Genomic DNA, 24763 nt, shown 5'->3' on the forward strand with positions numbered 1-24763 from the left:
TTTGGACAAAAACACGTTAGAGTATTTATTCGGTAGCGCCGCGTTAAGTGGTGAGCAACGCCAACCACTTAACCTCAACTATTGCACCTCAAACACTAAAACTGATTTGAACTCAAGTCTCCAAGCGTTGGGAATCCATCTTAAACGCCTTATTAGGCTTTGGTTGCTTTCAAGTCTTTTGCTTTAAACCCAATAACACCTGCCTTATAGCTACGAGTCCCTTTCACAAAAACATTTCTTACTACAAAACCTGACATAAAGTCTTGTTCAGTAACTTTCAGAGTTTGTAAAACTTCTATAACTGTTGACTCAGAGCGATTAATAATTTCAAACACATACATTCCCGATTGAACGCCACCAAATCTCACCCCCCAACGAGGGTCGTCTGTAACACGGGTGCTTTTTTCTCTTAAAGAAAAAAATTTACCCTGTGCATTTAACTTCCAACGACGCCCTTCTTTTGCACCACTAAGTTGAACCAGTGGTTCCAAAGTGGAAACAATATACTGTTCATCCAAAATAACACCGATTTGACTCCGGTGGTATGCGGGGGTCGTATATACGAGTAAATCACCAGATACACCGTCATTGTATTCGTGAGTTGCTATCCATTCTTGCTTCTGAGGAAAACGAACACTAGTTGGGCTAGAAAACGGAATGATTTCATAGAACTCAATAGTCTCGTAATAGCGAGTTACATTAAATAACTCATCACCAATTGATGCCGTTTTTTCTACATTATCAATCGACATTTCAGAATAGAACTTAGTAACTTTCTGCTCTTTAAAAACTTGCCTCTTAATTGGTGTATCGAGTTTTGAAGTATGGACTGAGTAAACACATCCTGATAACAGGAAACTCGCTAGAACTGACGTTAGAAGTTTATTACACATAGTTTTTATCCAAATTTACAACATCCTATAGAATATTGCACTCTAGGCAAGGAATTGCACAATTGCGAAGCCTAACATTTTATTATTTATGCGACACGCAGATTGTGTTGCATAATCGCTTGTTGGACTGAGCCGCTACCTGCTCGGTGGGTCAGAGTTGGTGTTGTTTATTCTATGGGAACTTGCTTTTTATGACCTAAACTATAGTAAGCCAATTTCATTGGTGCATCTGGCCTTATTTAAGCTTTCCCTGCACTGCTCAGTGTCAAACATTCTTCCATTACACCTAAGTTTAGCTAGATAAGCAACTATATTGTTGCACGTACAAAGCAGTCATTAAAGCATTTACCCTAACTTCTTTTGGGGCAGATATGAGTTACGCTTGAAGGCCTGCTATTGGACAAAAACGACCATTAGTACCTAATCACAAGTATTCAAAAGATTTCCTATAAATTACATTCATGAATTAATAACTGACTTATAGAGTCAGACTCTTTTGATAGGTTTAGGAGCTCATTATCCCTCGAAGAGGCTGTTGAATCGTTAAGTTCTGAGCTAGAGAGAATGCTCTCGATTTCTAAAGAGTTTGATGAGAATTTTTGGCAAAATTCAATTATCTTATCGTTTTCCAATTCTCCGATATCTTTCTTGCTCTTCAGGTATAATTTATAGTTATCCATTACAACCTCTAAAGCTGCATGTTCATAGCGTATGGTCGCTATTACTTCACTATCTTCGATTTTATAGTCAACAATACTTACCGATATCGGACGTAAAATGCGGGCCTTCTCGCTATAGCTTGATACACCTGCTTGTGAATTGCTAATAATGAAATAAGCGCCGAGCTTTTCAGCTGCTTCTTTATGTATCAAATCTACAATGTTGTATTCATTTACTGTGAGGCCGATAGTTTTAAACTTGATAACTCTCACAGTATCAGCTGCATGAGCAGTATGGCTCAATACTAAAATGACTAGTAAAAACACAAATTTCATAAATCCCCCTCCAAAGTGAAAAGTATAATTTATTAAATACAGGTTTGTGAAAATATAAGAAACACAATGACATTTTTTTATAACTCATTGTAAATAGGTGATATTTGGTTTGGTTTTTAACCGCTGCACGAAATGAAATTTATGAAATGATTAATACAGTTTTGTCCTTGGAGGTCGTTTTAATGAATTTATTGAAAGCGCTAGCAAATGGGGTTTTTGTGCTGACTGCATTCCATGCGTTCGGGAGTGCTTATGGTGCAGAAAAAGTTAGTGTCAATTTAACGCTCAGTAACACCACTGATTACAATGCACAAGTAATCGAGCATCTACTTCAAAAAAAAGCTGTGGAGCAACTAAAAGTAAACCTTAACACGAATGTTATAAGTGGCAATAAATTATTACCAAATGTTAGGCTAAAACTTAAAGAGCTAAACTTAAAGCAAGAGCAAAGCACCCTTAATGCAACGGCTACTTTTGAGTTAACTGAAGGTCAAGAGTTAATTGCTAACGAGAATACTATTAGGATTTATGACGAAGTATTTCTGTTTAATGGCATAGAAACAAAACAATCATCATTGAAAAAAAGACTTAATGAAAAGGTGTTTGAATATAAATTCTTTGCTGATATCCAAAGCAAATTATCTAACCTAGTGACAATATCAGACTATAAAATCAAAGAACCTCAAATTAGTGAAGGCCAAATGATTTATGGTGGCCTTAAGCTCTCAGAAGTAATGAACATCCGCGCTTTAATTGCAGCCCGAAGTTACTCTCGCAAAGGTATCTCAAATGGAGTAAATATTCGAAATGAAGAGTGTGCACAGCTTGATTCAAATCTGTTAGATGTAAACCCTAAATTTCCATCGATTGGAAAAACTGCACACTGGCCAGAATTTAAAGTAGGTGTATCGATGCTAACACTCCAGCTATTGACTGGGTTATCTCCAAAAGTTTTAGAAATTGATTTTACTAAAAACTTACTACTATCCGAATTGCAAAAGTCTAGGGCGAGAGTAAAAGACTATAATAGTGACTTATTGCCTTATTCAAATATGTGGGATGCGTACAGAGAAAGCATAGAGAACTTCAAAAATGTATTAAATGGGCAGATGTCCAATTTATCTGAAGAATATATGGGGAAGATTGAGGCATCACCTTTCAGTCAATATCCGTTTGCAGATGTTAAGCAAGTTGCAATGCACCTTAGTTTTGATGAGTTAATTAGTGAAGGGGGCTTTGATGGCTTTGAGTTCAATGATTGGTTTTGGGGTCCGAAAAACCACTATGGAGTACAAAGCAGCTATATTAATCGCGTAGATGATATATCGAGAGGTAAGCCTTACTTTTTTCTTGTGATAGAAGTTTCAGGTGTAAAATTCTATCGAGCTGTCCTAGATGTAAACTTTATTCATAACAAGCATAGTTCGGCAAAAGTAAATTTAATTCCAATAGATGTTTTGTCATTTTTACCAGGGTCAGAGTTTAATATCTTTAATCGAACAGACTACCGTAAGTTGTGGCTAAAATCTTTGGAACAAGTATCCGTGACTGATGGTTCAATGAGTAATCGAGCAGTCAATATACTGCCAAAAGAAACAATTGATTGTTTGCCCGATACGTTTGCTTTTGATGTAACACTAAGTGAGTTGTTTGCTTTTAGAAAGGGGCAGACTGCATTACTCGACGGTGACTTTAACCCGGTAAAAAATTCACATGGAGACTACGTTGTTAATCAGAATGGTTTTCTAGGTTTAATGTCTACACAAGAGCCCGCCTTTCCCATATCTGTCAGCATGATGGGTAACTCGATAAATATTAGCTATTACAAAGACCATAAAATTGGGGATATAAGCGTTTATTTTGAGAAAAAGGTATTTTAATCAAAAAATACTGAAATTCAGTTGAAAATCACGCTTTTAAAAATTTTTTCAATTTTAAGATTAAGCCAGACTCAATATTCTGGCTTTTTTTATGGATTTTACAATTTACTCAATCGGTGAAACAGCGTTCATGTATGAGGTTCTAATGGGCCTTCGAAGAATGTTTGATTTTGGTTTTTCATCTTTGCATATTTTGATTGGTGCTACAGCTCTACTTTCACTGATGACTCTTGTAGTAAAAAGTTGGATCAACCCAAACTCTAACCCAGTACTATCTTGGTTTATTGGGCTTTGCATGTTCATGGTCTTGTGTGGTCCATTTTCTAAAGTAGATGTTGTTATTGAGTCGGTAAGAACAGGAGATGTGTATTATGTGAATGATGCACCTGGCATAGCAGCTGTTATTGCAATGATGACCTCAGGAATGTATGGGCTTTCACGAGATTATGAAGATTCATTCGCCTCACCGGATGGTTATCAGGCCGGTCAATTTCTCGATCCAATGAGGGCGCTAGTGGCGCTTGATAAATTTGGATATATGGGCTCTGAAGAACTAGATTCAGGCGTTAATGCCCAAAGGTACAGAATCAAAACATCTACAATGAACTACCTTCAAGACTGTGTAATTTGGGATCTTCAAGTTGGTGGCAATGACGCTGAGCTAAATGCTGACAAAATAAAAAATGCCCCAATGGAAAACTTTCTTGAGTCTATAAGAATTAATACACCATCAAGAAGCACTTATATTCAAATCGACACTCCTGCCATGGAGCTATTAACATGCCCAAACGCATACTTGAAGCTCAAAAGTTACTTTGATAGCTCAAGTTTCAGAGAGATGGCTGACAGGTTTTTGCAGAAAGAAAATGTAAAACCACAAGATGTTGAAGCCGGTGCGGAATCGATTTCTGCATTAAGCGCGACAATGAATGCATACCATTTAGCGACGGGAAGGTATTTATCAAATGTTTTTGCTGAAGCTGCTGCAAAAAGTGGGGATATGCAAGGGCTCCGCTCTGAACTTACTTTAATTGAAACAAAGTCTCAGCGACATTACCAAATGGCCGCCGATAGAAACCTAGCTTTGGAGCTATCAATTGGTTTTGCAACCTTCATTGAGGCCTTTGTGTTTTTCTTGATCCCAGTTATTGCAATCATGCTTGTAATGGGTGCTGAAGCTATGAAATCAGCTGCTATGTTCTTTGGGGTAACTGTGTGGGTTAACTTGTGGCCGGTAACCATGAGTGCGGTTAACCTTTTTACTTTACTTGCTATTCAAGGTCGATTCACATCAGTGTCAGCTGGTGGCGGTGGTGTAAGTGCAATCACATTTGGTATGTGGGGGCATAGCATGTCAACAATCGAATCATTTATTGCAGTGGCAAGTAGTTTGGCTGCTGCAGTTCCTATGCTCACTTTATATATACTGCATAGGGGTGTTCACACCATGATGGGTGTATCTAATAAGACGTCTCCTGATACAAATATTGATTCAAAGAAATTGTCACCTGATGTCACAACATCTGCAAATGGAGGTAAAGCAAGTCAAGGTGATACTACTATGCAAGCCAGTGATGTTCATTCCTCATATGGCCAATGGAGCCAAGCTCAACTGAATGGTGGACAACGAAATGATGTAAGTATTAATCCGGGTGGCGCAGGGCCAGCCTCGGGTTACCTTAAACAGTCATCAGCTGAGTTGTCAGCGATTGGCTCTAGAAATACTCAATTGGCAAATACTGAAGCCGCTAGCCAAACATTACAAAAAACTGCCACTGATAGTAAATCTGCTACTTTAGATTCAATCAAAGGCTATAAACAAGGAGAGTCGTTTGAGAGTGTGGATACTTCACAATTATCAGAGGACGAAGCTTTCTTAGCGGCACAAACCGCAGCATATGCAACTGAAAATAACATGAGTTTATCTGATGCATATGATCACGTACTACAGGGCTCGGCAAGCATGGTAGCAAAGGGGGCTCCATCAATAGCAGGGTTTGGTTTAGGTGCTGATGCGAAAGCAGCGATCACAGCAAAAGCAGCATCACAAAAGCAAGTAGGCGCCTCAGAAAGATTGTCAGAGGACGAACGTGCACAAGTTTCTGAATCGATAAAAGCTAACTGGGGGAATGCAGTAAAAATGGCTCAATCATCGAGCAGTGATAACTCAGTTGCAAGTAAAGAGGCGGTTTCCCGACAGGAAGCTGTTACAAATGCTCATACAAATATGCTTCAAGCTCAAGCCCTTGAAGCTGAGGGGAATACAGCTAGCTCCGCTTCAAAAGTAATGACGCAAATGAATGCGGGTGAGGTTCAAAACTCAACAACAGGAGCAAATAAAGCATCAATCGGCTCAATTGTTTCAACACTTTCAGATGAGCAGCAGCATGTTCTTTTAGGTAGTTTGATTGGTGATGAAGGCTTAAATAGTTTATCTGGTGACAAGAGAAGTGCTTTAATTTCTGAGTTGGGAGATAGGTTCGACTACCACAAAGAGCAGGTAAATAAAGGTGATAACGCGAGATTACCAGAAAGCCAAAAAAATAATATTGCTTTGGCCAATACGGTTACTGATGCAATCGCAAGAATGTCTGGAAATACAGAAGTGCTGTCTACAGATCATAATGGTAACCAACTTCCTCTTTCAACTGGAGTTACAGCACTTAAACAAGCTAATACCGAAAGAGGAGCTTCTGCAGGCTTAATGAGAGAATTAGGTGAAACATTACAAGCGCCGAGCCTGATTTCACTTAGTGACCAATTGAATGGATATAAACCGAGTGATAATTCACATATTCCAAAACCTGAAGATAATACTGGCATAGACACCAACACTTTAAGTAATGATGTAAATAGTGGCATAAAGACTGATCCAACAAACATGTTCAATAATGAGCGTAATGCACAAGCATTTGCTGAACACAAAGAGCAATCTCAAAACGAGGTTAGTAGTAGAGGTGCACCTGGTACAGGTGCTGTTAAAGCTAAGGGTGAGGATGTTGTTTCTGAGTCAAAAGATAAAAATGCAAATAATTTAGCGCATGCATTTGGATCATTAAAAGTATTAGGCTCAGAATCTAATGAATTATCTGGCGGTGTAGTTAGTTCTATTGGCTCACTATTCACCTCTTCAGTGGGTGAGGCTGTTACGGATGAGTTTAAGAAGTCTGGTAATGGTGAAGGTATTAATTCGAATCTAATTGAAATGGGTTTTGGTGTTTTATCAAACAATACACCAGAAGCTATTAGAAACTTACTAACTAGCGCAGCAAATGGTGAAGGTTCGATTATTAATGGTGAACGCTTATCTCCAAATGAAACACTAATGTATGCTGGGGCTGTTCAAACAGCAATGCGCCCTGAGTCTCTAGCTGCCTTCAATGAAAGTTTAAATTCAAACTCAGCTCTTCTTGCTTCAACGCTACCTAATAACCCTTACAGAAATGCTCAAGAAAATATCTCAGCTGTACAGGAGATGAGAGAGAATGAATCAATTAATAATGCCCTGAAGAGTAGTGAGTTAATTGCGGCATACTCAGCATTGGCAAACCTTGATGACGGTCAAATTGAGGACGTAATTGCAGCCACGAAAGGAGATGATAGTTTCTTAGGTATTAATGATGCTAAATACGCTCGTCATTTAGAAGCGCTAAATGAGTTATCCCCACAGTTAGGTTTAGAACCTCAGTACAACCCATCAAGGTATAAAGATGAGCCAAGTCAAAAAGGTAGTTTGGAATCAGTAAACTACGACTCTCAAGCTAGCTCAATGGCTGGGTTTGCTGGATTAAATGAGAGAGAAAATTTAGCTCGAACTGAAAACAGATCGAAACCTAGTGGCCAAGGTCTTGTTGAGGGTATTACCAAAGGAAATTATGACCAAGATGCCAAAGAGATAGCTAAATATGCGTTAGCAAACTTTAATGCAACTGGTGATACATCAGGAGTTAGCTTTAAGGAACTTAATGATCGAAATTTAGATAATTTTAAATCAGCACAAGTTTCTAGTCGAGAATTTAGTATTCCTGACTTTACTAACATCACCCCTGAAGCAATGGAAGATCTGAATAAGATGAGGGATGCACTTTTAATTGCAGGTAAAGATAGCGAGGCAGAAACACTAACAAATACAATTGCTTCTATTACTTCAGATGAGCAAACTAAAAATGGGTATGAATCAAGTGCATCTAAGGAGCATGAAAGCCAAGTAATTAATAACGCAATTCACTCAGAAGGTGTTTCTAGTAAAGCGAAGGAGTTTGCCGCGAACGCCCTTTATGGCACAAGCGATACTCCAAGAAATCTTTCTCATGATGACATGAGAGATCTACTTACAATAAACAACTTACTAAGCACAGCTCCAGAAGCACAAAGAACATTAAGTGAAGCGATCACAACTGCCTTCACACCGAATTATAGTGATGCCGGTACTAAAGAAGCAAATCCACCTGTAAACAGCCTTAATTCAAGCGAAGCCTCAGTGCCGCAACAGTCTGTAAATGAAAGTGATTATGATAAGAGCCCTGTCACACAACAGAATTCACTGAGCGAAACACCAAAAAGCTTATCAGTTGATAATAACCGTGGTGAAGCAATAGAAGAAACCCCTATCAAGCCAAGTGAGGTACATAGTGGGGTTAACAGTACTGGTAAAGATGAAAGCGGGAATGCTCTATCTAAAGAGACATCGATTGCAGGAAATGATTCAAGGGATCGCATTGATACCTACCAATATTCTGGCACAAAAGATGATTCTTATCCGAATACTACAGATTCAGGTCGTTCTTTAGTGGGCACACAATCAGAAAACCTTCAGGCTTCAGTAAGTAATGGCGGCACATTAAATAGTGAGGTTGGTTCTACTGGCAGTACCACTAGTCCAGGGTTGCAAAGCAGCCCTGCGAGTACAGACCAATCAGAAAGCCTTCAGGCATCGGCAAGTACTGGCGGTACGTTAAATAGTGAGGGCGGTTCTACTGGCAGTACCACTAGTCCAGAGTTGCAAAGCAGTCCTATGAGTCCAGACCAATCAGAAAACCTTCAGGCATCGGCAAGTGGTGGTTCTATTGTTGCTGAGTCTAGTCTAAAAACTGACACAAGCGATGATAATGTGCAGACTCAAACACAGTTAACAGCTTCTAATTCTTCTCAAAAAGGTGAGTCTTTTGAGCAATCTAACTCAGATGAAAGTTCAGTTTTGAACAACTCTAGCTCTGAGAACCTAAGTTTTAATGAAACAAACGCTGGTGAAGCAGAGATGGTTAACAATAGAGAAAATTCAATTGAAGAGAGAAACCCGTCAGGCCTACATCCTGTAGCTGGTGGTGAAGTCACTATGACCGAGTCACAAGAGGTTGGATTAAGGCAAGTTCTTGATAATACAGAAATGAGCAATGATGCATTATTAAAAGCGGAAAATATCTTGTCTCTAGGTGCAAATTCCAATTTGAGCTCATTTACAAAGGAAGAAAAAGCAGAGCTTTTAGATTTGGCTGACAATCTAGAGGCAAATAATTACATAGCTGAATCATTACAAATCAAAAGAACGTTGGAGAGCTAACATTGACGATGACATTAGAGCAAGAATCAGCAGCTAACGATGTTAATAATCACTCTTTGATTCTTGCTACAGCAGGTAGTGGTAAAACAAAAACATTAATTGAAAAAGTAAAAAACGTACTAAAAAAATCATATGACAGGAAGGTTATTCTCGTTACATTTACAAATGCGGCCGTCAACGAAATGCAAGAAAGGTTGGAAATAGCTCTTCCACAATCATCAATAAATAGAGTTTCTGTAACTACATTTCACAGGCAGTTTCTTAACCAAACAAAGAAACTCATGCAAGGTAAGCTACTAATTGGAGCAACATACTTCAACTTTATTGAGAGATTGAAGAATTACATCGAGAATGAGCACCTACTACCTGAGTTAAAAGTAACATTCAGTGACATTACGAGCATTTTAAATGATCAGCCATTAGATGAAAAAAAAGGGTTTGATAAAGACGCTGTTAAGCTAGTTAAAGAATGTTATCAAGAGTTAAAGATAAAGAACCACCTGTATGACTTAGATGACGCAACCAGGCGCGCGGTAGAAGGAACTTTAAGTGGGGAAATACCGCTATTAAATTGTACAGACCTAATGATTGATGAGTTTCAAGACACAGATTTACTACAATATGAGTGGATTGCCCTGCAGGGACGCGGAGGGATTAATCTAACACCTGTTGGAGATGATGATCAAAGTATCTACTCATGGAGAGGCGCTAGAAGTTATGAAACAATGCTTATGTTTAAAGATGAATTTAAACCCAATATTCATATGCTTGCAAAGTGTTTTAGATGTAGACCTGAAATAATAGATGCCAGTAAAAATCTAATAGAATTTAATAAAGATAGAATTCCCAAAGGTATGGTCTCGGGGAAGGAAGTTGGTGGCACTGTTAAAACATACATACATAAATTTAAAAAAAGTATGCTGTTAACATTTTTGGAAAACTACAATAAATATGATGGCGAGTGGGCGATCCTAAGCAGAACTAATGTTGCATTGGATTCAATAGAAGAGTTTCTGATAGAACATGAAGTAGCGTATTCAAGAAACAATCAAACAAGTATTTTTAAAACAAGCGCTGGTGATTTCGTAATTAAACTGTGTTCATATCTTTTAAATAAGTTTGCACACTACCATCTGTCAGAAGTTTTAGGGTACTTAAAAGAGGATGAGAACCTAATTCCTTTAATTTCTGAAAGTATCAAGAGTAATTCTGATATTGAGTCATATCTAAATAATTACGGTCAATCAATTAATGGAACGGCTTTTGAAATGTTCTATTCAAATTATTATTTATTTGAAAACACTCATGATTCCAAAGAAATAAACACCAGAATTGATTTGTTGATTGATTTCATCATAGAGCGCCGCTCAAAAGGCGACAAGCTGAATAAATGCGCTGTTGAAACATTACTTCTTGAAGGGCTCAAGACAAAAACAGGCTCTTGGTTCGAAAGAATTAAGCTTTACTCAGATAAAATTAAAGAGCAAAACAGCAAATCTGAAATTGATAAGTCAGTGGTAACTTTAACCACATACCATGGCTCTAAAGGCCTAGAGTGGACTAATGTGGCTATTTTTGATGTTATCCATGAAACAATGCCAAATATGCAGTCACCAATCGATGAGGAAAGACGTTTGCTGTTTGTTGGGATGACACGCGCTGAGCAACGGTTATTTATTCATAGCTACTTAAATAAGGCTGATATTGATGATTTAAAGGATGTGGGTGAATTGGCACTATTCAAAAAAGATTACGAATATAGCCCACCAATAACATCAGATATTAATGATGTTTGTTTTCCAAGCGAGTTTATCGAAGAGATTTACTACACTAACGATTAATCAAATGTTGTTTGACTTATTTCTGGAAATTTAATCTTTTGTATTGTTGACTAAAAATTTATAAGCAATTATATTGATTATAACCCTAAAGGTTCATCCTTTAGGGTTAACCAACCAACACAGACTATCAACGTCACAACCACTCTTCTGAGTCATTATCGGAATACAAATTTCCAATAATGATTTCTCAATCCACTTTACCTTTTAGGTCTTTGATTTTTGCACTATGCATAATTATGCCTATTGGTATTAAAGTGGCTTCTAGCTGTTGAAGTTAAATCTCAGCGTTAATACCTTCTTGGTATTAAGACGGTTGAAGTGATTCTTTCACAAATACCTAACCAATTCCTATACGGGATACTCTTCTGTATAGAAATCGAAATCTCAATCGATGCGACCGCTATACAGATCTACTTATTTTTAGTTCTGCGTTTTCGGTCAAATGCATTGGAGGAGATTATGGATATCATTCTTATATTACTGGCGTGCACATATGTTGCAATCAAAATTCACAGCATCATCGTTAAGCCAATTCTATCAATAGCTAGTTCAAGCTGGGGTTAATTTGAATAAACTAATTCCAACCTACTCGGGCTACAACAATCACAATCAGTTAAAGATTCAGAGTGTATATTGCATTGTATATGACAGGTTAACGTTAAAAGTTTTAGCAACAGCTGAAACACATAACGAGGCCAGTCAAATAGCAACTGAGATATTCAACAAAGACAAAGTATTCGCTGTTCCCGGTGAAATTAGGTTTTCAGATGAGAGTATTTCACATAGTAATATTCTTGGAATGAACCTTGTTAATTTTGAATTCTTTGTTGAAGCAAATATGAGTCATCCACTGATTAAATCAACTTTCACAGGCGAGCATTAGCTCCCTGTGAATTTCCTTACTGGTTATACCTATCCAGCTTGAAGCAGGATGCTTAGGTATAACCAGTAAGGAGAAACCTATGTTTGAAGATACCGCTTTTCATATTTTCGACAAATCAACATCAACACTTACATTATTCACAGGTGAGATAAAACAGATTGATGTTAATCATTTAGACAAACCAGACTACCTATCAGCTGTAAAGCAAAAGGCCATTTCTAGTGGCTTAATTGGCGAAAGTGATTTTGTATGTGAATGGGACGTTTAACAGATAGTAGGGTAAACCTTACTCTCTGAATGAGCTTTATATATTAGAGTTTATTCAAAGGGTTACGGTGAATATTGCCGTTATTTTTGATTAAGTCGCGCGATATTTTCTTTATGTAATTATATCTACATCAGTTGTGATGATTTTATAACTTTATAGAGGGCTTATTTATGCGTACTGCAAAAGATAATTCAGCAAGGCTTGGTGGTAGAGTCGCGAGTCTTGATATCAGAAATGGTCAAGATGGGTATTTTGGTACTGTGACAATTGCTTGTGATGACGGCTACTTTAAGAAGTCAAACGAACCTAACGGACAAAGTGAGTGGGTTGACAGAATTTACTTTTTTGATGTCAAAGTGGATAGTCGGTTTTTAAAGAATTTTAAACCAGCTATTGAAGTAGGGGACGAGGTAACTTTAAGGGGAAAACTTGTTCAAGAAAAGTGGACTGATAATGGTGGGCAAAACCGCTCTTCAACAAAGATTAAAGCTATCGAGCTAATTCAACATCTTAGAAAAGTTGAAGTGGAATGTTTAAAAGCCACTGGCTTAATTGGCAATCAGAACCAACAAAATAGTCACCCACAACAAAATAGTTCTTCAAACTACCAAAGTGCGCCTCAGCATCATAGTCAACAGCAAAATAATGCACAAAACTATCAGCGCAGCCAGCAAGACCAGAGCGCACCAATACACTATCCGCAATCGCAGGGCGGTTTTGCTCCTAAACCTCAACCAGGGGGGTATGGCGGTAGTCAACAATAACAAGCTAGATAAGGTTTCCTAGCCTAGGAATTTGCATGACAAGGATGTCACTTTTGTTTTTTCTAATATTCATAATACCTTTTCGCTTCTCGCGAATAACTCTGCTATGGCAGTTAAAGTTGAATATTAGTTACGCACTCTCAACATCAAGTTGAAAAGCAAAAATCTATTTTGTGAGTGCACACCAAGCAACATCGTTGCTTGTTTTAACCTCTGAGGGTTTAACCTTCACAGGTTAATCCTTCAGGTTTTTAAAATTTGGAGGAACTTATGAATAACAAATCAACCGGCGCATATTTACGTCGTCGCGAACGCAAATTAATTAAACGAGCAAAACGTGATGGATCTAACAAGTTAGTTATTCGCGCAAGCCGTTTATATCAAGAGTCAAACCGCGTTTTTCACGGTTAATCTCTAACCTATCTACCAACCCACAAGGGGAATTTTCCCTTTGCTGGGGATGTTCCCTTTAAAAATCTCTTTGGAGGAGAACATCATGGCTAGACCAAAAAAAGCCATAACCAAAGCTCAAATAAATGCAGAACTTGAAAGAAAGAAGCAGTTTAAGCCGAAGCGAACAACTGATCACTTTCTGTCAGTAAATGCAGAATATACGTGCCATTCGTTAGACGAAGACATCATAACAGCTCATCGAGCTGGTAAAGTTGCCTCAGGGCAGGATGTATTTTTTGGTTTAATGGATGATTGTTTGGATGCTGCAAGAGGTGAATATTACATTCATTGGTCAGACGAGAACATTAAGGCGTTATGGGAAAGTGTTTTGTATCGTTCACTAGGTATGCTTCGGTATACTAAAGCGAATTCAGAGATGCTAAACGACGAACTTGAATGGATTTGCTCTGCAAATTTTGATTATGTATGCCAGTGTCTAGATTTAGATGCTTGTTCAATTAGAATTGCAGTACCACAGATATTACAACAGTATAATCAACTTAATGAATTACTTGTAACTAACAAATACGCTAAAGCTCTTTGTGAATACAAGCACTTCATCTTAAATGGTAGCAATTTCTCATCGTCTAACTCTCACCTTTATAGTGACTTAGAAGGGCCTCACATCCCTCTTTGGCATGATCTAAAGTTTTAGGAGTTGATAATGGAAATTTATTCTATTCATGAGTCTAATACTTGGATTCTACTTGATGATAATGTTACTGAGCGAAAGCTGCTATTAGGTCAGAGTGATGAAGGCTATCACTTTGGTCATATTGATGGTTGGCCAGACTCAGTTGAAGTTTGGAATTCTACCAGTTATGCAACTAAGGAATTAGCGGCAGAGGCTCAAGTGAATTTTATGCTAGACCTTGCAGATGAGGATGAAACAGAAGAAGTATATGAAAAGTGTTCTGTTCTAAACTCACCAAACCTTCATCTTTATGAAAAAAGTTATATAGACTTTTTAGAAGTACCATTTTAAATATTAAGAAATCAAACCCATCAAGGGACACTATACCCTTGAAGGGATAAGTGTCCCTCAAAAATCTCTTTGGAGGAGACACAATATGAATACTCAAGCACAATCAAACGTATCTACAATTAAACCAGCAACTAAAATTGATTATAACGAAATGATAGAAGTTGACGCTCATGAGCGTTTCCCTGAAATCTTCGACCCTAATCAATATAAGATTAAAATTCGTAAACACCGCCACCCCAATTGTCAAAAAGCAGACATGCATTATACGCCGGATGAAGTAACACTTCGTAAAGCGTTAGCATGGTGGCTTGCGCCTGCCCAACCGAAACCTCTTGGCTTGGTTGGTGAAACAGGTACAGGTAAAACGGAGTTATTACTATTCATTGCAGATCGCTTTAATGAGCCTGTCTTCATTGAAAAAGTAACCGTAGGCATGAGTGGTGAGCGCTTAGAAGGTGGTTATGAATTAGCTGTTGATGGAAAAGGTAATAATGTTACTCGCAAGCGATACAGCCAAGCTGCATGCGGATACAAATACGGTGGTTTAGTTATCTTAGATGAAGTGGATAAAGCTAATGAAGATTTATCAACATCGCTTCATTTGTTTGTTGAAGGCAAGCCTTGGACACTTAGTGTTTTCGGTGAAACCATAAACAAACATGCTAACTGCCGAATAGCTGCTACAGCTAATACTACCGGTGGTGGTGATAGTGATAGGTATATTACTTCACAACGTTTAGACCAAGCATTACGTTCGCGTTTTGGTTGGTTAAAAACTAAATACCCAAGCAAAGCAGTTGAGTTGGAAATTTTGGAAAAGAACTTTCCGAAACTAACATTGCCGATTCGCAAGCTTATGGTACAAACAGCTGACTCTTTAAGAACAGCTGCATTAGGTAAAGACCACGATGGCAACATCGATAATGGATTAGGGTGTGTTTTTTCAACACGAACTTTAGTCCACTGGGGTTTTTACATGATGACATTTGGTGCCAATCGTTCTCCATATGAGTCATTTGAATTTTCGTTCTTAGGTTCCATTGATAATGATGAAATTGAAGAGGTTAATTCTGTTGTTCAACGAGTATGGGGTGATGAAATTAATAAACCACTTGGCGAGTTAATTAAAAAAAAGTAACTACCTCAAACACTAACACATCTTCTAACTCGGCCAACTTAAAAGTTGAGAGAGGGGACACAGTGTTTGAGTGCTTTGAAATTGAAAATGGTCGTTTTGTTGGTTTTAGCTACCAACCATCAAATGGTAAATACCTCCGTATTGAAGGGGGTAAAGACCCACTTAAAATTGACGATGTAAGAGACATTAAAGCTATGAGTATGTCTGAGTTAATTCAGGCAACCGATAAGATTGATTACATTAGGAACGGCAATCCTTATTTTCTTATTCATTCGGATGAGAAAATGAAGAACTGTGACTTTGTAAACTGTCGAGCTCAAGTTATGTTCAATGCTCAAGGTAACCTGAAATGCAATAACCCGTTTGATGTTTATCATCATGCCGGTGAAGGTAAATATTGGGCTGTAACATCATTCCAAAATACGACATATGTGTTGTTCAAGAATGATAATACTGAATGGAAATGGGTTTTTATGTCTGTAAACGGTGAGAGAAATGCTCTTGCCAAAAATAAAGAACAAAGAGGTTATTCACTTATGGGGATAGGCCACTTTAATCAAAATACATGGGATATTGAAGTGATGTAACCAATCACAGGTCCTATTAATCAACCAACCCTTTGGGGAGTACTTTCCCCAACAGGGAAGTCTCCCCTTTTTTTATCAAATTGGAGGAGACAACATGTCTTTATCAAACGAAGCAATCGCAAATGGCAAAGAGTTAGCAGAACAAAACACTTCACTTAAAAATGGAGCATGTTTGTTAGGCTGGCAATTAAGATCGCCATGTGGTGAATCAACTTTACCGAACGCAAAGATAGAACTAGATGGTCAGAAAGTATCATCTAATCAAATCAAGGGGAGTAAACTACAGTGGTTTCCTAGAAGCAAGCTGAAGCTTACAACGAAGTACAACAACCGTCTTACACGAACTTTTAATAGTTATGGTGTTAAGTACGGAGACTTTACGGTTGTCCCAACAACCAGATTAGATGAACTTAAGTCAGAGCTTGATGAAATAAAGCGTGATTGGCAAGACGAAGTATCAGTATTAATTGCTGAATATGATAAGTCAGTTAATCAACATATGGCTGAAAATTCGGATATCGCTGCACTGATCCATAAATATGCCTTATCTCAGGTTGAGTTCCAATCAAAATTCAAACTGACGTTTACAAAGCCTCTGGCTATGAAAGCGCTTTTTGATGATGATGAAGACGATATCAAAAATGATGTTGCAGAAACTCTTTGGCAAGAAATTGCTAAGGAAGCAAGTAGTGTCTACAAAACTAACTGGTTTAAAGACAAAACACCAGTTAATCGCGTAAGCCAAAAAGTACGTTCACCATTTAGAAGAATGATGAATAAACTTATTGATTTATCATTTGTAGATAGTGGTATTGAGAATGTGGTCAGCACAATACAGGAAGTTTTAAATAACTTACCTTCTAGTGGCTACATTGAAGGTCATTCATTTTCAGAGTTAACCAACTGGTTACTCGTGATGAGTAATGAAGACACACTTCGCCTTCATGCAGAAGGAAAACCTCAATATAGTGCAACACCAGAGCCGGAAGTAATTACACATGAGGATACCGACGAAGCGAATAATTTCGTTTCAGGTGAGTCAAGTGTATCCGCTTCTGAGAGTTCAATCATTGTAGAAACAGCTGATCAAGAAAATTCTTTTGAATTTGACCTAGCGCCTACAGAAGAAACCGATTTTTCCGAGCCTGTTGAGCGCAACAACTCATTAGGTGATTTTGGATTTAATTGGTAACAAATAAAGGAAGCAATCTAGCTTCCTTTAATTCTAAACCCACAGGGGATACTCACCCCTTGTGGGTGTATCCCCTCTTAAACATTCCTGGAGGAGATGCAAATGAATAAATCAAAACTATTAAAACGATTTAGAATGCTTTCAAGAGTAATGAGTAACCGTGGTGACATTACGATTAACTTAACTGGTAACAGATGCTATACAGATTACAACAGCATTACTTTACCCGTAGGTGATCTTGAAAACCCCGATTATCTCGAACTTTTGGAAGGCGCTATTGATCATGAAGTAGGCCATCTACGATGGACCGATAGAACATGGACAGCTAAGTCGTATGAAAAAGGAGCATTTTTCAATGCTATTAGAAATGGCATTGAGGATATTCGTATGGAAAGAATGGTTTGTCTGGAGTGGCCGGGTGCCATCTTAAATTTATCTAAGATGGTTACCCAAGGTATTAAAAAGGGATGGTTCAGTAAACCAACTGATAGCTTCCCGCCTTCATTACTGTTACAAGCTGTAGTTGTATATTATGGTCGATATAAAATTAACGACCAAGTACAACTAAATGAGTTCTGTGAAATTGCAATAGCTTTATTAACTGATTGTATTGGCCAAAAACCAGTACACGATTTAATTTTGCTATTGGATACGATACCAGCTCTTCGATCTAACCAACATAGTTATGAACTTACAGAACAGATCATTCAGTTACTTAAGAAAATAGAGTTTAAACCAGGCGATAGCCAAGGTAATGACTCAGGCGATAGCCAAGGTGATGACTCAGGCGATAGCCAAGGTGATGACTCAGGTGATAGCCAAGGTAATGACTCAGGTGATAGCCAAGGTGATGACTCAGGCGATAGCCAAGGTAATGACTCAGGTGATAGCCAAGGTAATGACTCAGGTGATAGCCAAGGTAATGACTCAAGTGATAGCCAAGGTAATGACTCAGGTGATAGCCAAGGTAATGACTCAGGCGATAGCCAAGGTGATGACTCAGGTGATAGCCAAGGTCAAAACTCAAGTGTTAGCCAGCAAGTAATTAATTTTGTAAATGAATGCCTAAATGCCGATGAAAGTCAGCTCATGGCAGATTTGCATGAACAAGTTAATAACGAGCTAGAGAAAATGGCTGATGAAGTAAGATCAAGTAATGATATGGAGCAACTAATTGACTTCAATGCTCCTTTAATATCAAAAAATGATCGTGGCACAGTTGGTACTGCAGATCTAAACCTAGCCAAGAGACTTTCAACACCTATAAGTCGAGAACTCCATAAAATAATTTATGGGTTAGACCGAAAAAGTGTGAATTTTTCTAAGCAAGGTAGGACTGTTGAGGCAAATAGACTTGCTGGAGTAAAAGCTGGTAATTTTAATGTTTTTAAATCAGAAAGAATTACTAAAGCCCCGACAATGGCGATATCAGTCCTCGTTGACAGGTCTAGTTCAATGAGTGCTTTTGAGATGAATGGTGCAAACACTTCTGCGCTCGCAATTAACTTAGCAATAGATAAGTTGAAAGGCGTAAATAGTGAATGCATATATTTCAGTGCCGGTGACCTATATGAAGCAAAATGCTTTAAATCAACAACTAAAGCCGTTAAAGACAACTTTAGAGTCAGTAGTAGAGGCGGAACACATACAGGTTTAAGCCTTTACTCTGTAATTCGTAGGCTTTCACTACGTGTAGAGCAAAAGAAAGTTGTTTTTATCATTACTGATGGCCAAGAAAGCGATCTAAAGTATTTAGAAAAGTCGATTGAAATGTCGGAACTTCTAGGTATTCAAATTGTATGCATTGGTATAAACACAGGAATGCTTTATGGCTTTGAGAATCAGGAATTACTCAACATTCAAACCGTTGAAGAGTTACCTTCAATTCTAAAACAAGTAATTAAAAATAAATTAATCGCTTAACCAAGTAATGCGCCCTTTTGGACGCATTTTAAAGCAAACACAATGTTTTAAAATGCGGCTATAAGCCAAATAGATTTTCTGCTTTTATCTTAATTTACTGATGGCACCTTGCTATCAAATTTACCGTAAGGTAATTAATTTTGATAAAGCATAAAAGCTACTCAAATCCTTGTATTTGTGTAGAACAAGTATCGACGTCTCGTTGTTACTTTGGGTTTAACCCTAGACTTAGCATAAGTGAGTTCAGCTTGCTTGTGTTCAACAAACTTAAATCAACCCATAGGGGATTATTATCCTCTGGGTAATTGTCTCCGCTTAATGTTTCTTTGGAGGAGACAATGACTATTTCTAACTTAAAACTAAATGAAGTAACTGGTAAATATATAATCACGTCTGAGCTTAGCTCTGATGAAATTATTGAAACAGCCAAGAAGCTTCTAAACAATAGGTTGAGAAGAGGAGCTATTTTTAATAGTCCTACTCAAGTAACTGATTATCTTGAAGTCCATTTGAAGGGGTTAGAGCATGAGGTTTTTTACATGCTTTACCTTGATAACCAAAATAGACTAATAGACAAAGAAATACTTTTTACCGGAACGATAAATGCTGCAAGTGTTTATCCCCGGGAGATTGTAAAAAGTGTACTAAAAAAGAATGCAGCCTCTGTAATTTTAGCGCACAACCACCCATCAGGTATTGCTGAGCCATCGCAAGCGGACAAGCTAATAACCACTAAGATCCAACATGCACTCAATCATATTGATGTAAATGTGTTAGATCACATCATTATTGGTGAAAACACAGTCTCATTTGCTGAGCGCGGCCTTATCTAACTTAAATTAAACCAACCCTTGTGGGGATACTTCCCATAAGGGGCGTATCCCCTTTTTTTGTACTCTTTGGAGGAGATACGCATGAATAATTCAATTAAAAAGGCAATTATGCCAATCCCATCGTCAATACCTAACACAGAAGTGAGAGAGGTACATATTGGCGGTAAAACGATTCTTTCATTACGTGCTAAGTGGGGACCTTTATTTGAAGGTCAACAACGAGCTCAAGCTCAAGGCTAAACGTATGAGTTAGCCTTAGGGCTAACTCTTCTTTTTATTCGAGGCGACCACCTAAAGCGCCTTGTATTCAGGACGCTTTAGGGTCGTCTTGAGGAATAGGAGAGTTGTAATGATTGAATCAAAAATAGATAAAGTACTTGCTTTAGTTAAGTCAAATGGCGGGTGGTCTTCTGTCTACTCAGCCTACCCAGGACTTAATGAAGCAGTTTCAAAATCAAATAACCACGGTGGTTCACCACAAGTACCATGCCCAAAAACTGGAAACGGAAGAACTAAGTTTCGCCTTTTCCGCGATTGGGTTGATACCGGTGGCGCATACCATAACGATGTAGGTGCTTTACCTGGTGGAATCGATGTAATTGCGTTTATGGAAAGTTGCTCAAAAAGCGACGCTTTAAACAAAATAATCGATATCTGTGGTGGTGACTTATCAAGCATCTCGCGCGAATACGTTCAAAATGTGAAAGCTTCACAGCCAAAAGGTATTAACGATGATGAAAAAGCAAAACGAGTCGCAAAACTTGAGAAGCTTTTTCAACACGCTATTCCTGCAGCTCATGATCAATCTGGTCGGATACAAGCTTACTTGAACAGCCGTGGACTTAAAACTGATGCGAAAACTCTACCGTATACACTTGGGTATGCTGATGAGCTTTGGTGGGGAGATGGTCAGTCTAAGCCTAAGAAACTTCACGGTTTATTAGGCTCAATGACTGATTCAGATGGTAATCGAATCACGATTCATCGAATTTTCCTGAACAATCAAGGCTTAAAAGCTGATGTACCTAATGCGAAAATGTTAATGCCTCCGCCAAGCTATATTGGTGGATGTTCTATCAAAATTGACTCACCTGTAACTGAAGGAGATAACACCTTCATTGGCGTATGTGAGGGGATTGAAACTGCATTAGCTGTACGCGAGGCTACAGGCTGTCCTATGTGGTCATGTTATTCGGACACTTTGCTAGAAATGGTTAAAATTCCAGATAATGTGACTTCAGTATTAATTTTTGCTGATAAGGATGCTTCTGGAGCAGGTCAAGAAAAAGCAGAAGCATTAGCTGCAAGACTACGTAGAGAAGGAAAGTTTGTTGATATTTATATGCCACCTTTAGATATACCTAATGGCAGCAAAAGTATGGACTGGCTGGACACCTACAACTTAGCAGGCCCTAGTGCTTTTTCATTTCGCTTACCTGTTGACATCTCTGTTAATACTGGAGGTGTCAAATGATTAGCGTTTCTGGTCAAGTTTACAATGACACAAATGGAACACTATTACAGACTTTAGAGCTGAATAGTGTTGCCCCTACATCTAACTGTAAATCAGGTTTTTGTGGGGCGTGTCGCATCAAATTACTAAAGGGCAATGTCGAATATATCGATGAACCAATTGGCTTTACAAATGAAGGTGAGATATTACCTTGCGTTTGTAAGCCAAAAGGTGACATTGAGGTTGAAGTAACCTTTTAGATTTTTACAACCAACCCATGCGGGGAGCCCCCCGCTTGGGAAGCTCCCCCTTTCTTTGGAGGAGCAATGAGTAAACATCATATTGAAATGGCAAAAGCTGGTGGTTCTCAGCTACGTCATTTCGCAGCATACCGTAATGGATACTATCCAGATATGGTTATCAGACACTTCATAGCAAAAACTACTCACTTTTTATTAATTGAAAAATATAGAAAGACTGTAGATTTGCTTGTGATACACAATGTGACAATCGCAAATGCCTGTGAAACGGCAGAATTGCTATTTGAAGCATAAACAACCCTTGGGGGATTACTCCCTCAAGGGTGTGAACCCTCAAATTTACTTTGAGGAGATTCAAATGAATTGCTTATGAAAAACAAAATGCTAAATAAGATCATGGTTGAACTAATCTTATTAGCAACAATTGTTGGCTATATTCCAGAGCTCTCTGTTAGTGGTTTTGCGGATATGTTTGGCCGTGTGGTTTCGACAACAAAACATGCTACGAAATTCAAATTCAAGGACTTATAAAGCTAGTCATTGCTTTTGTTTGTATGTTGGCATCTGTTGTGATAGGTTTCTATATAACTTTCCTAAATGGTTCCGAGGAGGACGATCAAGATGAATGAAATCCAAGCTATTGGTTTGACCTTTTTCATTTTTGGTAATGTAGTTTTTTTCGGTAGTTATTTATGGATGCACCACCGAATAAGCAAAAAATAAAATAAGAAAAGACCGTTAATCGGTCTTTTTTTTTGTCAAAATTTGAAGAGAGGAGCTACTGCGCATAGAACAATAACCAGTAAGGGGTAGACGCGAAGCTCTTCTATATTGCTGAAAATAGAAAAATTTCAATCAATTCCAAGTGTGTGAGTAGAATAAAGATTCATACCAAGTATTAAACTATCATCCTAAAATGGCAGCGATTGCATCGGTACGCTGCCATTTCTAAAACGTTTTTGCCCCATTACGCGTTAACGTAAATACTCTAATGGCAGCTGTGGGGGCGAACAACGGACCTTGCTGCTAACCTCAAGGAAGCAAATCAATCCCAAACTGCTTCAGCAATAAAGAAAACAGCCAAAAGCAAATTACAGTTATTAATGAGCTGATGAGTAACGATAGCCAAAAACTGTAGCGCTGCATCAGCATGGGGAAAAGTAAAAACATGGGCAATGTGGGAAGTACATACCAAAAAGTGTACCAAGCATGATTGGCTATTTTCTCTGACGGCTGCTTTTCAACATATAACCAAATCATGGCTAAAATTGTGACTGTCGGTAAGGCCACTATTAGTGCGCCTAGTTTATCATTTCGTTTTGCTAGCTCTGATGCCGCGACAATGACCGTAGCGGTGATCAAATACTTAGTTATTAGCCAACCCATATAATGTCCTTAAATGAAAAAACCGATTGCCTATCGGTTTTTGTTGTGACAATATAGCCAACGAATTAAATAGAGTAAAGTGTTATGCAGTTAGGTGAACTAGAAAAGTTAGTGCTTCAACATTTCTGGAATGTGAAAGAAGCGGATGCAAAGCAAGTACATAAAGTACTGGGGTTAGCTCGTGGTAATTCGTTAAATACTATCCAAAGTACGCTTGATAGGTTATTTAAAAAAGAATTACTTAAACGCACTAAACAAGGCCATGCGTATTGTTATTCAGCCAGAGTCGATCGTGAAGGCTTAATTGCTCAACTTATTTCAAATGTAACCAGTGACTTTGTTGATGATGGTGAAAATAGCTTAATTGCTGCGTTCAGTTCTGCTTCGGCACAGCTTAATGACGAACAACTCGATACATTAGAAAAAATGATCGAGAAACAACGCCAGCTTAGAAAGGAGCGGGCTTAATTATGTTAGTTGGAGATATGGCAATCGTTCTAAATTTGCTCAGTGTTTCAGTGCTTGCATTTGTGATCGGTATTGCAACTGTTGCTGTCGTATCTCGTTTTGTGTTGTTCAGACTCAAACAAGTCAGTTTTAATAGTCAAAAGTTTATATTGTGGTCACTAGTGAGTGCACCTTGGTGGATAGCCTTTTCTTGTATTGGTTACTTTATGCCTTACTCGTTAGGGTTTGATAAAGTTTTTAACATAAGCTGGTTCGAAGATTTTGCCCATTGGCACCATATCGATATTTTTAGCTTTTCAAGTTGGCACGCGTTAACCTTACTTTTAGCACTAATCTATTTAGCTTGGCGCGTAACTAAGACTACCTTTGTTAGAACCAAACAGTCCATCGCATTGTCGAGTTTACTAAGCTTTACTGATGCACAAGATGCTAGGACGACTAATGGCAATCAATATTTATTGATGCCTGTTAAAGTGCCTGTTGCCTTTACTACAGGTTTTATATCTCCCAAGATATATGTATCAACCGGACTACAAACCCAAGTTAGCGATGAACAACTTAATATCATCGTTAATCATGAACTGGCCCATGTAACGGCAAGAGATCCGTTATTTAAAGTGCTTTTCACGGCACTTGCCAGCTTCTATCCGTCACGTATAAAACAAACCCTAATCGAGCAATATGTCTTAATGACGGAAAAGATAGCCGACAATGAGGTCACTAAAGAATACGACCATCTTGATATCGCACAGACATTAATTGATGTCGCTAGACTTCAAAAAGCACTTCCTACGGATTGCGATCAGGCGTCTGTTAGCTACTTCGGACATGATTACACGAGTCTTCGTGTTGAGGGGTTATTGAATCCAATTAATAAACCGTCACTTACTACTATCATCATTACTCTAGCATTATTGGCAACTATGCCAGTACTAGCGGCATCCACTGTCGATAGTTTTCATCACTTTATCGAAACTTTTTTCATCCATTAATTAAGGATA

Annotated in this window: 24 protein-coding genes; 21 read left to right on the plus strand and 3 right to left on the minus strand. The window is 38.2% G+C overall.

What is annotated here, in order from left to right:
• Positions 1–152: 152 nt before the first annotated feature.
• Positions 153–893 (minus strand): hypothetical protein, encoded by a 741-nt coding sequence (locus D0907_RS20655; RefSeq protein ID WP_162898091.1) that lies wholly within the window; start codon positions 891–893, stop codon positions 153–155.
• A 446-nt stretch (positions 894–1339) separates the two neighbouring features.
• Positions 1340–1888 carry a hypothetical protein gene (locus D0907_RS20660; protein ID WP_118845594.1) on the minus strand — a complete coding sequence of 183 codons (549 nt, stop codon included), beginning with the start codon at positions 1886–1888 and terminating at the stop codon, positions 1340–1342.
• Positions 1889–1992: 104 nt separating this feature from the next.
• Between D0907_RS20660 and D0907_RS20665 the strand changes: the two genes are divergently transcribed.
• The 19 genes from D0907_RS20665 to D0907_RS21115 all read left to right on the plus strand — a co-directional run bounded on the left by D0907_RS20665 (position 1993) and on the right by D0907_RS21115 (position 22439).
• Entirely contained in the window at positions 1993–3768 is a 1776-nt protein-coding gene (locus D0907_RS20665) for a hypothetical protein (protein WP_118845596.1), read from the plus strand.
• 91 nt (positions 3769–3859) lie between these two features.
• The gene (locus tag D0907_RS20670) at positions 3860–9328 is read left to right on the plus strand and encodes a conjugal transfer protein TraG N-terminal domain-containing protein (protein WP_118845598.1); all 5469 of its coding nucleotides are present in this window, start codon (positions 3860–3862) and stop codon (positions 9326–9328) included.
• 8 nt (positions 9329–9336) lie between these two features.
• On the plus strand, positions 9337–11169 hold the full coding sequence (locus D0907_RS20675) for a UvrD-helicase domain-containing protein (RefSeq protein WP_118845600.1): 1833 nt from the start codon (positions 9337–9339) through the stop codon (positions 11167–11169).
• Between the two features lie 565 nt (positions 11170–11734).
• On the plus strand, positions 11735–12052 hold the full coding sequence (locus tag D0907_RS20680) for a hypothetical protein (protein WP_036973816.1): 318 nt from the start codon (positions 11735–11737) through the stop codon (positions 12050–12052).
• A 79-nt stretch (positions 12053–12131) separates the two neighbouring features.
• On the plus strand, positions 12132–12320 hold the full coding sequence (locus D0907_RS20685; protein WP_036973817.1) for a hypothetical protein: 189 nt from the start codon (positions 12132–12134) through the stop codon (positions 12318–12320).
• Between the two features lie 170 nt (positions 12321–12490).
• A complete protein-coding gene (locus D0907_RS20690) occupies positions 12491–13084 on the plus strand; it encodes a single-stranded DNA-binding protein (protein WP_118845602.1) in 594 nt (197 codons plus the stop codon).
• A gap of 270 nt (positions 13085–13354) precedes the next feature.
• On the plus strand, positions 13355–13495 hold the full coding sequence (locus D0907_RS21105) for a hypothetical protein (RefSeq protein WP_162898092.1): 141 nt from the start codon (positions 13355–13357) through the stop codon (positions 13493–13495).
• Between the two features lie 85 nt (positions 13496–13580).
• On the plus strand, positions 13581–14192 hold the full coding sequence (locus tag D0907_RS20695; RefSeq protein WP_118845604.1) for a hypothetical protein: 612 nt from the start codon (positions 13581–13583) through the stop codon (positions 14190–14192).
• A gap of 9 nt (positions 14193–14201) precedes the next feature.
• The gene (locus tag D0907_RS20700; RefSeq protein WP_118845607.1) at positions 14202–14522 is read left to right on the plus strand and encodes a hypothetical protein; all 321 of its coding nucleotides are present in this window, start codon (positions 14202–14204) and stop codon (positions 14520–14522) included.
• An 85-nt stretch (positions 14523–14607) separates the two neighbouring features.
• Positions 14608–15660 carry an AAA family ATPase gene (locus D0907_RS20705; protein ID WP_118845609.1) on the plus strand — a complete coding sequence of 351 codons (1053 nt, stop codon included), beginning with the start codon at positions 14608–14610 and terminating at the stop codon, positions 15658–15660.
• Between the two features lie 62 nt (positions 15661–15722).
• Complete coding sequence (locus D0907_RS20710) at positions 15723–16247, plus strand: hypothetical protein (protein WP_118845611.1); 525 nt, start codon at positions 15723–15725, stop codon at positions 16245–16247.
• 94 nt (positions 16248–16341) lie between these two features.
• Complete coding sequence (locus D0907_RS20715; protein WP_118845614.1) at positions 16342–17439, plus strand: DUF3150 domain-containing protein; 1098 nt, start codon at positions 16342–16344, stop codon at positions 17437–17439.
• Positions 17440–17541: 102 nt separating this feature from the next.
• The gene (locus tag D0907_RS20720) at positions 17542–19362 is read left to right on the plus strand and encodes a VWA domain-containing protein (RefSeq protein WP_162898093.1); all 1821 of its coding nucleotides are present in this window, start codon (positions 17542–17544) and stop codon (positions 19360–19362) included.
• A gap of 305 nt (positions 19363–19667) precedes the next feature.
• A complete protein-coding gene (gene radC / locus D0907_RS20725; RefSeq protein WP_341868790.1) occupies positions 19668–20195 on the plus strand; it encodes a RadC family protein in 528 nt (175 codons plus the stop codon).
• A gap of 81 nt (positions 20196–20276) precedes the next feature.
• Entirely contained in the window at positions 20277–20435 is a 159-nt protein-coding gene (locus D0907_RS21110; RefSeq protein WP_162898094.1) for a hypothetical protein, read from the plus strand.
• A 109-nt stretch (positions 20436–20544) separates the two neighbouring features.
• Entirely contained in the window at positions 20545–21669 is a 1125-nt protein-coding gene (locus D0907_RS20730; RefSeq protein WP_118845620.1) for a toprim domain-containing protein, read from the plus strand.
• Positions 21666–21908, plus strand: coding sequence for a class I ribonucleotide reductase maintenance protein YfaE (gene yfaE / locus D0907_RS20735; RefSeq protein WP_036973826.1), 243 nt, complete (start codon positions 21666–21668; stop codon positions 21906–21908). Before D0907_RS20730 ends, yfaE begins: the two co-directional genes overlap by 4 nt.
• Before the next feature lie 66 nt (positions 21909–21974).
• Positions 21975–22202, plus strand: coding sequence for a hypothetical protein (locus tag D0907_RS20740; RefSeq protein ID WP_036973827.1), 228 nt, complete (start codon positions 21975–21977; stop codon positions 22200–22202).
• Positions 22203–22277: 75 nt separating this feature from the next.
• Complete coding sequence (locus tag D0907_RS21115) at positions 22278–22439, plus strand: hypothetical protein (protein WP_155950873.1); 162 nt, start codon at positions 22278–22280, stop codon at positions 22437–22439.
• A gap of 501 nt (positions 22440–22940) precedes the next feature.
• On the opposite strand, the gene D0907_RS20745 is transcribed toward D0907_RS21115, so the two are convergent.
• Entirely contained in the window at positions 22941–23294 is a 354-nt protein-coding gene (locus tag D0907_RS20745) for a DUF3147 family protein (RefSeq protein WP_028834937.1), read from the minus strand.
• 84 nt (positions 23295–23378) lie between these two features.
• Here D0907_RS20745 and D0907_RS20750 point away from each other — a divergent pair, with 84 nt between their 5' ends.
• Together D0907_RS20750 and D0907_RS20755 are read left to right on the plus strand one after the other, a co-directional pair.
• On the plus strand, positions 23379–23762 hold the full coding sequence (locus tag D0907_RS20750) for a BlaI/MecI/CopY family transcriptional regulator (protein ID WP_028834938.1): 384 nt from the start codon (positions 23379–23381) through the stop codon (positions 23760–23762).
• A 2-nt stretch (positions 23763–23764) separates the two neighbouring features.
• Positions 23765–24754 carry a M56 family metallopeptidase gene (locus D0907_RS20755; RefSeq protein WP_118845622.1) on the plus strand — a complete coding sequence of 330 codons (990 nt, stop codon included), beginning with the start codon at positions 23765–23767 and terminating at the stop codon, positions 24752–24754.
• Positions 24755–24763: the final 9 nt, after the last annotated feature.

The sequence above is a fragment of the Pseudoalteromonas lipolytica genome, assembly GCF_003515105.1.
GTDB lineage: Bacteria > Pseudomonadota > Gammaproteobacteria > Enterobacterales > Alteromonadaceae > Pseudoalteromonas > Pseudoalteromonas lipolytica.